Consider the following 14,882-nt stretch of genomic DNA (forward strand, 5'->3'; position numbering starts at 1 on the left):
GGTGCTCTTCGACTGATTTCACTCGGCACTGAAGTCACGGAGGAAAACAACTCGCCAGTTCGGTGGACTTCGCTCGATCCGGCCGCCGCGCGGCACCCGGCCGGGCACCATCCGGACATGGCTGACTTCCGGTTCTCCACCAACATCTTCGGGATCCGCTCGCTCCCCGACTTCACCGGGACCTGTCGTCGCGCTGAACGGCTCGGCTACGACACCGTCTTCGCCGCGGACCACCTCGGAGTCCCCTCCCCCTTCCCCGTGCTGGTGGCCGCCGCGAACGCCACCGAACGGCTCCACGTCGGCACCCTGGTGCTCAACGTTCCGTTCTGGAACCCGGTCCTGCTGGCGCGCGAGATCGCCACCACCGACGTCCTCACCGGCGGCCGCCTCGAGGTCGGGCTCGGCGCCGGGCACATGAAGTGGGAGTTCGACGAGGCCGGCATCGACTGGGAACCCTTCGCCACCCGCACCGAACGTCTCCGCGCCACGATCGACGAACTCACGCGGCAGTTCGCCCGGGACGGCTTCGAGCAGCAGCGCGAGCGCAACGCCGAGTTCGACCTCCCCGCCCTCCGCCCGGTCCAGCGCACGGGCTTCGACGGGTCCGGCCCCCCGCTGCTGGTCGGCGGCACCGGAGACCGCGTGCTGCGCATCGCGGCCGAGCACGCCGACATCATCGGCATCGCAGGCGCGCGCCAACTCCCCGGCCAGGAACCCGGCACGCTGCGGCTCTGCACCGCCGAGGAGGCCGACGAGAGGGTCGCCTTCGCCCGCAGGACCGCTGGGACTCGCGCCGACCGGGTCGCATGGCACGCCCTCGTCCAAGCCGTCGTCCCGAGCGTCGACCGGCAGGCAGCCGCGTCCGAGCTCCTCCCCCGCTTCGGCGACACGATGTCGCTCGAGCAAGTCCTGGAGACACCGTTCCTGCTCATCGGCACACCGGAGGAGATGGCCGAGCAGCTGCGCCACAACCGGGACCGCTACGGCTTCACCCACTACACCGTCCACGGCCCCTTCATGGACGCCTTCGCGCCCGTCATCCCCCTCCTCAAGTCCCCGGCCTCCGAGGCCGGGGACGGCCCGCTCCGGCGGTAGCGGGCGAGGGCGCGGTGGTGCAGCACAGCTCGGCGAGCGGTTCCGAGGGAGTACGCCACGAACGCACGCGCGCCCCTCGGGAGGATCCCGAGCGGCGCGTTACCAAGCTTCTCGCGCTGCGCGGTCACACGTACTCGGGCGTGAAGATCCGGGCTTTGTAGAAACGGGCGTCCGACCAGCCTCGCTCATCGGTCACTTCGAGCTTCTCGTTGTCAGCGAAGCTGACGTGCGTGCCCATCTCCCCGGTCTCCTTGGAACCGACCACGTAGACGTACTCGCCAGAGGGGTGGTGGGCGATGGACTTGACCCTCTTCTTGGCCCAGTTCTCCTCCGGGGCGCCGATCTCCTCGTCGTCGACGTGGAAGCGGTAGACGCCTTGGCTGTCGGTCACCAGCAGGTGACCGGGGTTGGCGTAGTCGGGCTGCAGGTCGTGGCCCATCTTGGGGCCCGCGTGCTTGATCGGCACAGTCTTGTAGACGTCGAGGTCGGTGTTCAGTCCCGACCCCTTGACCTCGTAGGCGACGAGCTTGCCGTCACCCAGAACCCAGAGGAGGCCCCTGCCTCCGTACGGGCACCAGTGGATCCCGTGCGCGCCGGCGAAGGTCCACGACCTGACTCGCTCGTAGTTGTCGAAGTCGTCGATGTTGTCCGGGTTCCTCGGGGAGTACAGCTGGAGGTTGTTGTCCCCCTGGGAGCTGACGGTCAAGATCGAGCCGTTGTGCGGAACTCGCTCGATGGAGTGGGGGTTGTCATCGGGCAACTCGGCCCAGATCAGGTCACTCCGGGAGTCGGTGTGTTCTCCCCTCTTCTTGATGTCGACGACACCGGCGGCTCCACCGGACGCGACGACCAGGGCGATCAACCCACGAGCCCGGGTCTTGCGGATCTTGACGTCGGAGAGGTCAGCCCAGCTGTGGTCCCACGGGTACTCCTTGCCCTCGAAGGTCCAGATGATGGCGTCGTCGTTCCACCGCTTGGCGTTCCGGTCGAAGACGCGCACGGTCCGGGAGTTCTGATCGACTACTGCAAGGTGGTAACTCGGCGCGGCGCTCGCCGTACCAGCGCCGAGAACCGACGACGAACCGAGGATCGTGGTGGCGGCCATCCCTTTCAACACAGTGCGTCGGTTCGTCCCCGATCCGCGCGGATCAGTCATTCCCACGTTCGCAACTCCCCAGTGTGAACTAGCAACTTCCCCAGGTGTGATCCTGTCGATCAGGAGGAAGTATGCCCACGGCAGGGTGGGTGGCGGGCGCCGAACGCTCGGGTTCCCCCGTTCAGCGCATTCGCCGGGATGCAGTGCAGGTTGACTCGCGCCGGGACGTTCCGGGTCCGAGGTTTGCCTCTGTGGGGGTCACGTGGGCAGCGACAGGAGGCGGAGCGCACCAGGAGGCCACGGCACTGCGGGACCAAGGGACGTCCACATGGCTCGGCAGGGGCATGGTGAGGATGCCGCCGGGTTGTTGGACCATGACGTCGGTGGGTGGAGGAGTCCACCCCGATGTCCCGGTAGACAGGCATGCGGTGTCGAGCGGCAGAACAGGAGACCGAACTGTTGGCCCTGCGCCGATGCCTGGGCCATGACTGCGGACACGACACGCCTTGCCAAGCCGCGGCCCTGCAGTTCCGGTGCAATGATCACGCCCTCAGGCCGGCCACATGCGAAGTGGTGCCCGCGACGGAGACAGGTACGGCGACCCAGCCGGCATGTGCCACCAGGCGGTTGTTCGCCCTGATGCCGGAGTGCTGTTCCTCCGGCGCCAGGTCAGCCCCCGAACGGAGACTTTGCTCGACCGGCTGACCCCACGCACTCGCCGTCGTCTCCGGCCTGCGGAACCGCGGCATCGGCTTCACGTCGCTCCACGAGGCGCTCGACACCACCACACTTGGCGGGCGCTTGACCTTCCACGTCTTCGCCGCGCTCGCGAGTTCAGCCGCGAACTTGTCGTCCAGGGCACAACGAGAGCCCGGACGCACTTCTCGCCCGTGGCGCCCGTCTCGGCCGCCCGTCGGCCAGGTCCGAGGAACAGATCCGTCACGCCCGGAACTTGCTCACCCGCTCGGAAGGCACCGTCACCTCGATCGCCAAGCTCCTTGGCGTCTCCCGCAGCACGATCTACCAGTACGTACTCGAGCCGAAAGGCGCGCCAGACCACGCTCGGGCAAGACGGAGAGCACGCCGGTTCTGCCCCGCCTCGCGCAGTCAGCGGCGGCGGTCACCGCTGACTCCCCTCCGATGCTCCCCACGGGCCAACGTCCGGTCGAGCGCGCCCGCCTGCGCCTGGACCCACCTGGACCCGACGACGGTGGGGCGGCTCACCTGGCCTGTGCCGCGACCAGTGAGGAGCTGGAGAGCCGAGCGAACGAGACCGCCGAGCTCGACGCCTGGGCTGTGGTGGCCCGTCTGGAGACCGGACCCCGGTGTCCGCGCCCACCACGACCGGATGCGCCGGCTGGTGCGCTCCACCGCCCGCCCGCCGACTCCGCCCTGGGGTGGCTCCTGGCTTGGCGGCGCGTTCCGCGAGGGCCGGGTGCGCGAGCAGTGATTTCACTTGGCACTGAAGTGATGGATGCAACCAAGATGTGACTCAGGTGATCATCTTCGGCACTCAGTGCCGTGAGGAACGTCAGCGCTCGATGTCGCGCAGGGCGTCCTGGACGCGCGTGGCGACCACGTCGGCCGAGGCCGAGGTCCGCACGGCCGCCACCACGACGGTCTCCGCGCGGTCGGACTCCCCGGTCGGCCACTGCCCCGACAGCGCCTCGGCGACCTGGCCGGTGGCGTGCCGCAGCGCGGCGCGGGCGTCGAGCTCTCCCCCGCTGCGCAACCACTGCCGCAGGACGTGGTTGTGCGCGGCGACCACCGCCGCCGCGGCCACCGCGGCGTGCAGCTCGGCGTCGGGCCGCCCGGCGAAGCGGGCGCGCAGGTACCGGGCGAAGACGCGCTGGTAGCGGTCGATGCTGGCGATCTCCTTGTCGCGCAAGGAAGGGACCTGCCTGGTCAGCTCCGAGCGCTTCAGCGAGACCTCGGGTTCCTCCAGGTACATGCCGAGCACGAACTCGGCCGCCTGCCCGAGCACCAGCAGGGCGTCGGCGTGCGGGTCGGCGGACTCCAACAGCTCCACGACTTCGGCCAGCCGTTCGTCGTGCCCGGGGAACACGACGTCCTCCTTGGACCGGAAGTACCGGAAGAAGGTCCGCCGGCCCACGCCGGCGGCTTCAGCGATCTGGTCCACGGTGGTCGCCTCGAAGCCCTGCTCGGCGAACTTCTCCAACGCGGCGACCGCGATCGCGCTGCGCACCTTCCGGCGGCCGTGCGGAGTTCGTCCGGAACGGGGCTTGGGCGCCGCAGCGACTGCCTCGGACATGGCCGGAATATAACACCGGTGAATTGCTAGTGGCACTCAGTGCCGTTACGATGAGCCGCGACATCAGGTCCGCCGCGTTACGCGGGCGGCATGCGACGTACCCCGCCGCGATGGTGCGACGGGACTAGGGAGGGACCCGGTGGACCCGAACTTCGACACCTACAAGCTCGCCGAGGAGCACGACGCGCTGCGCGACGCGGTGCGCGCTCTGGCGGAGAAGGAGATCGCGCCCCACGCGGCGGAGGTCGACGAGCAGGAGCGCTACCCGCAGGAAGCGCTCGACGCCCTGGTCAAGGCAGGATTCGCCGCGACCCACATCCCGGAGGAGTACGGCGGCGAGGGCGCCGACTCGGTGGCCACCTGCATCGTCATCGAAGAGGTCGCCCGCGTGTGCGGCTCCTCCTCGTTGATCCCGGCGGTCAACAAGCTCGGCACCATGCCGATCCTCCTGTCGGCCTCGGAGGACCTCAAGAAGCAGGTCCTGCCCGCCATCGCCAAGGGCGAGACCACTGCGTCCTACGCGCTGTCCGAGCGCGAAGCCGGCTCCGACGCCGCGGCGATGAAGACCCGTGCCCGCCTCGACGGCGACAACTGGGTGCTCAACGGCAGCAAGTGCTGGATCACCAACGGCGGCGTGTCCAAGTGGTACACCGTCATGGCCGTCACCGACCCCGAGAAGGGCGCCAACGGCATCAGCGCGTTCGCGGTGCACGCCGACGACCCGGGCTTCACCGTCGGTCCGAAGGAGAAGAAGCTCGGCATCAAGGGCTCTCCCACCGTCGAGCTGTACTTCGAGGACGCCACCATCCCGGCCGACCGGATCATCGGCGAGCCGGGCACCGGTTTCAAGACCGCGCTGAAGACCCTCGACCACACGCGCCCGACGATCGGCGCGCAGGCGGTCGGCATCGCGCAGGGTGCGCTGGACCAGGCCCTGGCCTACGTCAAGGAGCGCAAGCAGTTCGGCAAGGCCATCGCGGACTTCCAGGGCGTGCAGTTCATGCTCGCCGACATGGCGATGAAGGTCGAGTCGGCCCGGCAGATGGTCTACGTGGCCGCGGCCCGCGCCGAGCGCGGTGAGCCGGACCTCGGCTTCATCTCGGCCGCTGCGAAGTGCTTCGCCTCCGACGTGGCCATGGAGGTCACCACCGACGCCGTCCAGCTCTTCGGCGGCGCCGGCTACACCCGCGACTTCCCGGTCGAGCGCATGATGCGCGACGCCAAGATCACCCAGATCTACGAGGGCACGAACCAGGTCCAGCGCATGGTGATGGCGCGCAACCTGCTGAAGTGAGCGGCTGACACCGCGTGCCCCGGCGGACCCGGTCCGCCGGGGCACGCGCGTGAGGGAGGGCCGGCGACACCGGTCGATCGCGCTGGAGCGAGCTGCGCACCCGCCGAGCGTCGGTGGTGGCTGCTACCTGTAGCCGCATGACCGACGACCGGTCACCTTGGAGGCCAGGGCGATCCCCGGCCCGTGGCCGGACGCTGAACCCGTTCGTCGTCCTGGACGACGCGGCCGGGTTCAGCGCCTTCGCGGAACAGGTCGTCGACGCGGTCGAAGTCACCGACGCCAGGACGCTCACCCCGGCGGGCACGCTCATCCACGCCGAACTCGCCCTCGGTGACTCGTTGCTGCTGCTGGCCGATCGACACGACGGGTGGGCGCCGCGACCGGGCCTGCTGCAGGTGTGGGTCGCGGACGTCCGAGCCGTGCTCGACCGTGCCGTCGAACACCAGGCCACCGTCGTGACGCCGCCGACGCCCTTCTACGGCTCGGTGACCCTCGCCCGGCTCCAGGACCCGTGGGGGGGCCTCTGGTGGGCTACCAGCCCGTGCCCTCCAGACGGACCCGAAGCCGGTCTGGGAGGGCGGGCCGGACACCGTCTTCCGGACGCTCGACGAACACCTGCGCGCCCAGCCGTAGGTCGAGGTCCTCACCGGTCCTGTGCGGGCGGACCGCCTTCGAGATGTCGGTGGAGCCAGGCGCCACCACACTGAGTTCACTCGACGCAAGGCCCGACACAGGAGTGGCCATGACCGCGCTTGGGAGCTTGTTCACCTTCATCGGCCGGATCTTGATCGGCATCATCCTCATCGCGCACGGCTGGCAGAAGCTCATGGTCTGGGGCGTGCCGACCACGGCGCAGAACTTCAGCCAGATGGGCATCCCACTGCCCCAGGTCGCGGCCTGGTACGCGACCATCGTCGAACTCGTCGGTGGGATCCTGCTGATCCTCGGCCTCGCCCTGCCGCTGGTGGGCCTCGCCGTGGCGATCAACATGGCCGGCGCGATCCTCTTCGTCCACCTGCCCCACGGCCTGTTCGCCCCCAACGGCTTCGAGCTGCCGCTTGCCGTGGGCGCGGCCGCGCTGGCGATGGGCTTCAACGGCGGCAACTGGTCGATCGACCACGCCGTGTTCGGCCGCCGCGGGAGGCGTGGTCGCAAGCCGGCGGACGAAGCCACGACGTGGGACCGGCCCAGCGACACCTACTGAGGCTCTCCCGGGTCGACCGCACGCCGCTCGTCTCGGGCGGCGATGTAGTTGCCCGACTCGGCGTAGAGGCTGGTCAGCAGCCAGCTGGCCACGCCGATGTCGTCGCCGATGCCCAGCAGCGGCAGGAACTCCGGGATGAGGTCGACCGGCGAGACCAGGTAGACCAGCGCGATCAGCCACAGCAGGAGCTGGTAGCGCGGCAGCTGCGGGTTCTCGCCCCACGCGGTCACCCGCAGCATCGTCGGCACAGCGCGGACCCGGGCCACCGGGGAGCCGCCCGCGGCCGCGCGGTGCGCGCGAGCGGCGGCGCGCAGCGGGGATCGCCGCACCCGGGCCACCAGGCCGGCGACCGCGATGCCCAGTCCCCCGGCCATCAGCCCGACCGGCAGCAGCCAGCCGCCGGCGTCACCGCCGAAGGCGATCGCCACCACCGCTCCGGCGACGAGCAGCAGGACTCCGAACACGATCACGCGCGCACTCCTTCCGCAGCCTCCGCTGATCAGCCTGCCACGGATCGGCTTCATCCGGCGGGAGCGGGTGTTCCGTGGCACCTTCAACATCGAACTGCGCCGAGGGGAGGGACACGTGGTCGACCAGGCCGACACCGGTGTTCGACGCCCCTCACTGGCCCGCGCGAGCGCCGCGATGGCCGTGGCCACCGCGACCAGCAGGGTCAGCGGACTGCTCGCCAAGGTGCTGCTGGTCGTCGTGCTCGGTCTGGGCGTGGTCAACGACTCCTACACCGTGGCCAACACGCTGCCGACCGTCGTCAACGAACTGCTGCTCGGCGGGGTGCTGACCAGCATCGCAGTGCCGCTGCTGGTGCGCGCGCAGCAGGAAGGGCCGAAGCAGGGCGAGTCCTACGCCCAGTGGATGATCACCATGGGCGGGGTGCTGCTCGTGGTGGCCACCGCGGTGGCGGTCGCCTGCGCCGGGCTGCTCACCGCGCTGTACCTGGGCGCCGACACGCGGGCCAACGCGGAGCTGACCACCGCCTTCGCCTACCTGCTGCTGCCGGGCATCGTCTGCTACGGCATGTCGGCGCTGCTGCAGGCGATCCTCAACGTGCGCGGTGTCTTCGGGACTCCGGCGTGGGCTCCGGTGGTCAACAACCTCGTCGTCATCGGCACGGTCGTGGTCTACGCGCTGGTGCCCGGGGAGATCTCCACCGACCCGGTGCGCATCGGTGAACCGAAGCTGCTCGTGCTGGGGCTGGGGACCCTGGCGGGCATCACCGCCCAGCTGCTGGTGATGGTCCTGTCGTTGCGGCGCAGCGGGTTCCGCTACCGGTGGCGCTGGGGCTGGGACCGCCGGCTCTCGGAGTTCGGCGGACTGGCCGGCTGGGTTGTGCTCTACACGTTGATCAGCCAGGCCGGGATGGTGGTGATCACCCGGGTCACCGCGCAGGGCACCCCGGGCAGCGTGGCGACGTTCAACTACGCGTGGCTGCTGTCGCAGGTGCCCTACGGCGTGCTGGGGGTGTCGCTGCTGACGGCGCTGATGCCGCGGATCAGCGAGGCCGCCGCGGCCGGGCGGACGCGCGCCTTCGTCGACGACGTGGCGTGGGGGACGCGGATGACCGCGGTGCTGCTGATGCCGGTCAGCGCGCTGCTGGTGGTGGCCGGCGGCCCGCTGTCGGTGGCCTTCTTCTCGCTGGGCGCCAGCGATGTGGCCGCCGCCGGGCGGCTCGGCTGGGCGCTGGCGGCCGCCGCTGCGGGGGTGGTGCCCTTCGGGATCACCATGCTGCAGCTGCGGGCCTTCTACGCGATGCACGACGCGCGCACGCCGACCTGGATCAACGTGATCATGGTCGTGGTGCGCAGCGCGCTGTGCTACCTGGTGCTGGCCACGGTCGAGCCGGAGCACCTGGTGCTGGGCGTGACCGCGGCGATGTCGGCGAGCTTCCTGCTGGGCGCGGTCGTCGGGCAGGTGTGGTTGCGGGTCCGCCTCGGCCCGCTCCGCACGGCGTCGACGCTGCTGGGCTGCTCACGCGCACTTGTGGCCGGGGTGGCCGGTGCGGTGTGCTCGCTCGCAGCCCTGTCCGGTGCGCGGTCGCTGGTCGGGCCGGTGAGCCCGATGGTCGACGCGTGGCTGGCGCTGCTGCTGCACGGGGTGGTCGTGCTCGCGGTCAGCGTCGGCGTCCTGGCGCTGCTGCGGGCGCCCGAGCTGAAGCCGGCCCTGCAGAAGCTGGGCCGGCTCGCTCGTCGCTGACTACTTGCGGTTGCGCACGTGCACGCGGGTGCGTTCGGTGCGCAACGCCGTGAGCTCCGGTGGGTCCGGCAGCGGCTCGAGGGGTTCGCCGAGGGCCCACTCCAGCAGCAGGTCGGCCAGCTTCGGGTTCCGCGCGAGGACGGGGCCGTGCAGGTAGGTGCACACGACGTGGCCGCTCACGGCGCCTTCGGCCTCCGCGTGGCCGTTGCCGGTGCCGCGCATCACCCGGCCCAGCGCGTGCGAGCCGGGGCCGAGGACGGTGCGGCCGAGGTGGTTCTCGAACCCGGTGAGCACGCCGATGCCGCCGAGGGTGGCCTGGGTGGTGACCTCGCCGATGGCGCGTCCGCGACCCGGTTCGGTGGCGGCGTCGACCAGGCCGAGCCCTTCGTGGCGCTGCCCGTCGCCGGTGACGAAGGTCGTGCCCAGAACCTGCAGCCCGCCGCAGATGCCCAGCACCGGCACCCCGCGCTGCACGGCACGGGTCAGTCCCCCGCCCCGGCGCAGGAAGCGGACGGCGGCGACCTGGGCGACGTCTTCGCCGCCACCGATGAGGTAGAGGTCGCAGTCCTCCGGCACGGCGTCGTCGGAGGAGAGCACGGTGACCAGTTCGCTGCCGATGCCGCGCCAGCGCAGGCGTTGTCCCAGCACGATCGCGTTGCCGCGGTCGCCGTAAGTGCCCAGCAGGTCGGGCAGCACGAGTGCGATGCGGACCCGTTCCCCGGTCATCGCCGACTCCTGGCCAGCACGTCGCGGAAGGCGGTGTAGTTGGCGATCACGTCGGGCACCCGGCCGTCGGTGCCGCCGAGCGCGACCTCCACGGTGGAGGCGACCGTGGCGGGGACCTGGGCGTAGCGCAGGCGGACCGCCAGGTCCAGGGCCCGGTCGCCCGCGACCTGCACGGGTCGGCCGCGCAGCATCTCGAAGTCGACGTCCCACAGCCAGGACACGTCGTAGCCGTCGGCTTCGCGGCTGTTGACCACCAGCACCAGCGGTTCGTCGTTGCCGGAGACCAGGTCGAGCATCTCCAGCCAGCTGGCGGGGTTCTTGGCCAGCAGCAACCGCACCTTGCGGCCACCGATGCGAACGGTGTCGTAGCGCCCGGCGGCCTGCGAGATGCGGCGGATGCGGGCCAGCGCTGGGGCTTCCTCACCGCCGAGGTGCAGGGCCGCGGCGAGCGCGAACGTGGCGTTGACCCTGTTCACGTGCCCGGGCAGCGCGAGGGCGAGTTCGTGGTGGGTGCCGGCGGCGTCGAGGACACCGGTGTCGGTGACCTCCCAGTCCGCGGCCGGGCGGGCCAGGCCGCACTGGCAGCGCCAGTCGCGGTCGACGTCGCCGATGAAGGCACCGCAGCGGGGGCAGTTGAGCGCGTCGTCGCGCCAGCGCACGCCGCCCGAGACCCAGGTGACGTTCGGGTGCCCGGAGGCGGCGAAGACGATGTTGGGGTCGTCGCGGTTGGCCACGACCTGGGCGCCGGGCGCGCGGGCGAGCGCCCGGCGCAGGCTGGCGGCCACCGTGCGGACTTCACCGACCCGGTCGAGCTGGTCGCGGCTGAGGTTGAGCAGCAGGATCGCAGCCGGTTCGAAGCGCTCGGTGACCTGCGCCAGGTGCAGCTCGTCGACCTCCAGCGCGGCGAACGGGGCGTCGAGCTTGGTCATCAGCGCGGCGACGTGGCCGTCGAGCATGTTGGCGCCGGTGGCGTTGCTGACCGCCGGTGCCTGGGCGCGCAGCGCTTCGGCGACCATCTGAGTGGTGGTGGTCTTGCCGTTCGTTCCGGTGACCATGACGACACGCCGACCGGTTGCCAGCCGTTCCAGCAGGCTGGGTTGTAGCGTCAGCGCGAGTCGGCCGCCGATCATGCCGCCAGAACCGAGACCGAGCCGCTGGGACAGCGACGCGGCCATCCGGCCGGTGTTGACGGCCAGGGCGCTGCGCAGGTCCAGCCGACGTTGACGTTCGGCCGGTGGCCGCGTCGGCGCGGGAACGACCTCCCAGCGCTGGCCGGTGCTGCGCCGCTGGTCAGGTGGCCGGTGCTGTCCGGTGCGCTGCTCCGGCGCTTCGCGCTGGGCCGGTGTCTGGTCGACCGAGGGTCCGTCGGTCTCCCGAGTGGTGTCGGTCATGCGTCGCCTCCCCCCTCGGGCGGCCGTCGCACGCGGCGCGCCCTGTCGGCTCAGGGCGGCGCGACACCGCTATTCGGCCGCACTGGAGTGCGCCGCCCGTCGCTTCTCGGCCAGTGTGGCTCGGGCGCGGCGAAACAGCGCGACGATCAAGAGCACGAGACCGGTGGTGATCGCGGCCGGTCCCACCCAGCCGTCGATGCCGTTCGAGGCGGCGGCATCGAGCTGAACTGCGGTGAACATCGGGGTCCCCTTTCCGAAGGTCGGGGGGAGGGGTGCACGTCGTGAGTGCGGTCACGCCCATAATCCGGCGCTACCGAACCCGGCGGCAGCGCAGACTTACCCGCACTTCCCGCTATCGGGGAGTTTTCACTCGCGCTGATTCCGCGCGAGGACGCAGTGTGATCACGTGGTCGGCTCGGGAGATCAGAGCCGGATTCATGGAAGGTGCGTTTTTCTTGCCGCTGCGGAACTTTGAGGCCGAATGGCGGAGTGACCACGTCCGCGCGATCCCCCGTTGGGGTTCTTCGTGCCAATACGCTCGGCGATCAACGAATGTGCAATTACGCTCGGATTCGATCCCGACGGCGTCCGTCAAGATCCGAAGGGAGCCGACCGTGATCGAACTCCTGCTGCTGCTGGGCCTCTTCGCCTTCGCCGGAATCGGCTGGACCGCGTGGGACATCCGCAACGACCTGCGCCGCCGCAAGCTCAAATGAGGAGCGCATCTGCGAACGAGGGGCCCCGCCGGAGAGAGGCAGGCGGGGTCCCTCGTTCACGCGCACCCTGGTCCGGAGACCGGGTGGGTCACTTGAGCAGCAGCTGCTGACCCGGGAAGATCTTGTTCGCGTCGTGGACGTCCGAACGGTTCTTCTCGAAGATCCGCTCCCAGCTCACACCGCTCTTCTCGGCGATGCTGCTGAGCGTGTCACCGGCCTGCACGGTGTAGGTGTTCGACACCTCGACCGTCTTCTTGACCGGGTTCTTCTTCTTGGGGGTGGACTTCTTCTCGCTGGAGCTGCCCGAGGCGACGTCCTGGTGCTCGGCACTGCCGCTCTTGGTCAGACCGGCCTTCTTCGAGCAGGACGGCCACGCGTTCGGGCCCTGCGCCTGCAGCACGCGCTCGGCGACGGCGATCTGCTGGGACTTGCTGGCCTGCGCGGCGTTCGAGCCGTACTCGGTGCCGCCGTAGGCCGACCAGGTGGACTGGTTGAACTGCAGACCACCGTAGTAACCGTTGCCGGTGCTGGTGCTCCAGTTGCCACCGCTCTCGCACTGGGCCACGGCGTCCCAGGTGGACTCCGAGGCGGCGTTGGCCGGGGCGGTCATCGCGAACGGCGCGGCGACCACAGCGCCGGCGAGGGCGGCGCGGGTGAAGTTGCGACGGGTGTTGCTGACCTTGCGGTGCTTGCCCATTTCTGCGTCATCTCCAGCAGCGCCTCCGTGTCGCGGCGGCTCAGGCCCGCCCGCGCCGAGCGAGTCCGCCCGGCCTGCCGCGCCGGTTGACCAGCGTTCGCCACGTTCCTGCCCGCAATGCGTCTCGGGGTTGCGGAAAGCCCGCCGGGCAGGGTTCGGCGCTGCGGACTTCCGGTCGTGCCGTCGGCTCGGGGGCGCCGACCAAGGCAACGCTACGTAGTTGAAAAGCCTTAACCAAAACCAATCGTGGGTGGCACTCGTCATAGAAACGCAACCAAGATCGCAACGATGTTGGTATTTCCGCTGGTCATTTCTTGATCAGCAACGCGTTATTCAGGCGCAATCAAACTACGCGCGGTGAGACTTGAACCACTACTCACTCACGTGAGTGATTACCAGAAGTCAACAGGCGAATTCGATCAGTGAACTCCGCCACCGGCGACGGCGCGCCCTTCCTCCACGCGTTCGCGCTGCGGCTCGACCGTGTACCGGGGGTCGCGGGCCGTCTCGCGACCCGCCTCGAACACGCCGTAGCGCGTCGCGATCGCCCCGAGCGTCAAGCACGCGCCCGAGGCGATGCCCGCGGCCCGGCTGCGTCCGGCCAGCAGGGCGAGTCCGGCACCCACCGCCGTGGCCGCCTTCGCCGCGCGCAGCACCGTCCCCGGCCGGCCGGTCCGGTAGGCCTCGGCGGACAGGCCCATCCGCTCCTCCATGCGCCGGCTCGCCGTCAGCTCGAGCACCGATCCGGCCACCGCCATCCGGCGGGCGGGCGCGGATTCGGCGGGAGCGGCCACCATGCCCACCGCCCCGGCGCTGGCCAGGGCGCTGCCCGCGAAGACGAACGGCAGCTCGCGGTAGGGCTCGTGCCAGCCCGGCACGGCGGTGTCGGCCAGCAGCACGGCCGTGTAGGTGGTCATCGCCGGGGCGATCACCCCCGCCGCCGCACCGGCCGCACGGCCCGGCAGCGGCAGCAACCCGGTCAGATCGCTGGCCGCAGCCGCACCGGCCAAGCCGGAGAACGGCGCGAGGATCCACGATCCGACGCTCAGCGGCGAGGTCGGCTTGAACACCCGCAGCATGTTGAGGAACCGCATCGGCCGGTGCAGGTCGTGCACCAGGGCGACGACGCTGGCCGAGGCACCCACCGCCGCGGCCAGCCGCCCGCTGCGCGCCAGCTGCTCCCGACCGGTCAGATCGGCCATCAGCGCCATCGTCGACGACGCCCCCGCCATGCCGCCGAGGTAGAGGTAGGCGGGCACGTCGGGCACCTTCCACACCGGCTCCTTGAGGACCGGGCGGCCGTAGTACGACGTCACCTGCGCCTCCCCACGAACGATCCGACGATCACCGCCGCGGCCGCGGCCGCGGCGGCAGCGGCGTGCCGCCACATCGAAGGCAGGTCGCGGGTGGTCACGACCGGGTCCGGCGGCAGGCCGTAGACCTCCGGCTCGTCGAGCAGCAGGAAGAACGCCCCATCTCCCCCGACGCCGTCGGTCGGCTCGTGGCCGTAGAGCCGAGCGCTGGTCACCCCCTGCTGGTGCAGCTCGTCGACCCGCATCGCGGCGCGTTCGCGCAGCTCGTCCAGAGGGCCGTACTGGATGGACTCGGTCGGGCAGGCCGTCGCGCAGGCCGGCATCAGCCCGGCTCCGAGCCGGTCGTGGCACATCGTGCACTTGGCGGCGCCGCCGGTGTCCGGGCGCATGTCGATCACGCCGTAGGGGCAGGCGGGCACGCAGTAGCCGCAGCCGTTGCACACGTCGTCCTGCACCACCACCGTGCCGTGCTCGGTGCGGATCAGCGCACCGGTCGGGCACACGTCCAGGCACGCGGCGTGCGTGCAGTGCTTGCACACGTCGGAGGACATCAGCCAGCGCACCTGCTGCTCGTCCGGGGCCCCGAACTGCGGCATGCCGAGCTCAGCGGGCGTGCCCTGCTGCTCGACGAAGGCGACGTGCCGCCACGTGGTGCCGCTGAGCTCCTCGGTGTTGTCGTAGGACATCCCGGTGAAGTCGAAACCGTCCTCGGGCAGCAGGTTCCACTGCTTGCACGCCACCTCGCACGCCTTGCACCCGATGCACACGCTGGTGTCGGTGAAGAACCCGGCGCGGGACTCCTGGGGCGGGTAACCGGTCTCCTCCGCCGGGTCGGGCAGCGGGCCGGACAGCCGGTTGGCGGTCACG

15 protein-coding genes are annotated in these 14,882 nt (G+C 70.5%); 5 read left to right on the forward strand and 10 right to left on the reverse strand.

Translation table 11 applies throughout. From position 1 onward, the window contains the following. Nucleotides 1–117: 117 nt before the first annotated feature. Nucleotides 118–1,095: a TIGR03621 family F420-dependent LLM class oxidoreductase gene (locus EIL87_RS01415; RefSeq protein WP_125088273.1), complete on the forward strand. Its 978-nt coding sequence runs from the start codon at nt 118–120 to the stop codon at nt 1,093–1,095. Nucleotides 1,096–1,219: 124 nt separating this feature from the next. Here the strand turns inward: EIL87_RS01415 and EIL87_RS01420 are convergent, their stop codons facing one another. Continuing rightward, nucleotides 1,220–2,095 carry a hypothetical protein gene (locus EIL87_RS01420; RefSeq protein ID WP_125088274.1) on the reverse strand — a complete coding sequence of 292 codons (876 nt, stop codon included), beginning with the start codon at nt 2,093–2,095 and terminating at the stop codon, nt 1,220–1,222. Between the two features lie 1,048 nt (nt 2,096–3,143). On the opposite strand from EIL87_RS01420, the gene EIL87_RS01425 reads away from it, so the two are divergent. Then, nucleotides 3,144–3,641 carry a helix-turn-helix domain-containing protein gene (locus tag EIL87_RS01425; RefSeq protein WP_233575934.1) on the forward strand — a complete coding sequence of 166 codons (498 nt, stop codon included), beginning with the start codon at nt 3,144–3,146 and terminating at the stop codon, nt 3,639–3,641. 81 nt (nt 3,642–3,722) lie between these two features. Here the strand turns inward: EIL87_RS01425 and EIL87_RS01430 are convergent, their stop codons facing one another. Beyond that, nucleotides 3,723–4,463 (reverse strand): TetR family transcriptional regulator, encoded by a 741-nt coding sequence (locus tag EIL87_RS01430; RefSeq protein ID WP_125088275.1) that lies wholly within the window; start codon nt 4,461–4,463, stop codon nt 3,723–3,725. Nucleotides 4,464–4,602: 139 nt separating this feature from the next. On the opposite strand from EIL87_RS01430, the gene EIL87_RS01435 reads away from it, so the two are divergent. After that, nucleotides 4,603–5,757 carry an acyl-CoA dehydrogenase gene (locus EIL87_RS01435; RefSeq protein WP_125088276.1) on the forward strand — a complete coding sequence of 385 codons (1,155 nt, stop codon included), beginning with the start codon at nt 4,603–4,605 and terminating at the stop codon, nt 5,755–5,757. Nucleotides 5,758–5,909: 152 nt separating this feature from the next. Here EIL87_RS01435 and EIL87_RS01440 read toward each other — a convergent pair whose 3' ends face one another. Beyond that, complete coding sequence (locus EIL87_RS01440; RefSeq protein ID WP_125088277.1) at nt 5,910–6,200, reverse strand: hypothetical protein; 291 nt, start codon at nt 6,198–6,200, stop codon at nt 5,910–5,912. 299 nt (nt 6,201–6,499) lie between these two features. Here EIL87_RS01440 and EIL87_RS01445 point away from each other — a divergent pair, with 299 nt between their 5' ends. Further along, on the forward strand, nt 6,500–6,961 hold the full coding sequence (locus EIL87_RS01445; RefSeq protein ID WP_125088278.1) for a DoxX family protein: 462 nt from the start codon (nt 6,500–6,502) through the stop codon (nt 6,959–6,961). Here EIL87_RS01445 and EIL87_RS01450 read toward each other — a convergent pair. Continuing rightward, nucleotides 6,955–7,431 (reverse strand): YkvA family protein, encoded by a 477-nt coding sequence (locus EIL87_RS01450; RefSeq protein ID WP_125088279.1) that lies wholly within the window; start codon nt 7,429–7,431, stop codon nt 6,955–6,957. The genes EIL87_RS01445 and EIL87_RS01450 overlap by 7 nt on opposite strands. 115 nt (nt 7,432–7,546) lie before the next feature. On the opposite strand from EIL87_RS01450, the gene murJ reads away from it, so the two are divergent. Next, nucleotides 7,547–9,172 carry a murein biosynthesis integral membrane protein MurJ gene (gene murJ / locus EIL87_RS01455; RefSeq protein WP_125088280.1) on the forward strand — a complete coding sequence of 542 codons (1,626 nt, stop codon included), beginning with the start codon at nt 7,547–7,549 and terminating at the stop codon, nt 9,170–9,172. Here murJ and EIL87_RS01460 read toward each other — a convergent pair whose 3' ends face one another. From EIL87_RS01460 to EIL87_RS01480, 6 genes are all read right to left on the reverse strand, one after another. Next, a complete protein-coding gene (locus EIL87_RS01460) occupies nt 9,173–9,898 on the reverse strand; it encodes a type 1 glutamine amidotransferase (RefSeq protein WP_125088281.1) in 726 nt (241 codons plus the stop codon). It abuts the gene before it with no gap. Next, nucleotides 9,895–11,289, reverse strand: a complete 1,395-nt coding sequence (locus EIL87_RS01465; RefSeq protein ID WP_125088282.1) for a MurT ligase domain-containing protein — start codon at nt 11,287–11,289, stop codon at nt 9,895–9,897. Before EIL87_RS01465 ends, EIL87_RS01460 begins: the two co-directional genes overlap by 4 nt. 69 nt (nt 11,290–11,358) lie before the next feature. Further along, the gene (locus EIL87_RS26695; RefSeq protein WP_158628561.1) at nt 11,359–11,529 is read right to left on the reverse strand and encodes a hypothetical protein; all 171 of its coding nucleotides are present in this window, start codon (nt 11,527–11,529) and stop codon (nt 11,359–11,361) included. Nucleotides 11,530–12,093: 564 nt separating this feature from the next. Beyond that, nucleotides 12,094–12,702, reverse strand: a complete 609-nt coding sequence (locus EIL87_RS01470; protein WP_125088283.1) for a LysM peptidoglycan-binding domain-containing protein — start codon at nt 12,700–12,702, stop codon at nt 12,094–12,096. Nucleotides 12,703–13,121: 419 nt separating this feature from the next. Continuing rightward, nucleotides 13,122–14,018 carry an NrfD/PsrC family molybdoenzyme membrane anchor subunit gene (gene nrfD, locus EIL87_RS01475; protein ID WP_233575935.1) on the reverse strand — a complete coding sequence of 299 codons (897 nt, stop codon included), beginning with the start codon at nt 14,016–14,018 and terminating at the stop codon, nt 13,122–13,124. Continuing rightward, complete coding sequence (locus EIL87_RS01480; protein ID WP_125088285.1) at nt 14,015–14,881, reverse strand: 4Fe-4S dicluster domain-containing protein; 867 nt, start codon at nt 14,879–14,881, stop codon at nt 14,015–14,017. The genes nrfD and EIL87_RS01480 overlap by 4 nt, the downstream gene beginning before the upstream one ends. Nucleotide 14,882: the final 1 nt, after the last annotated feature.

Origin of the sequence: Saccharopolyspora rhizosphaerae (assembly GCF_003931915.1) — a bacterium.
GTDB classification, from domain to species: domain Bacteria; phylum Actinomycetota; class Actinomycetes; order Mycobacteriales; family Pseudonocardiaceae; genus Saccharopolyspora; species Saccharopolyspora rhizosphaerae.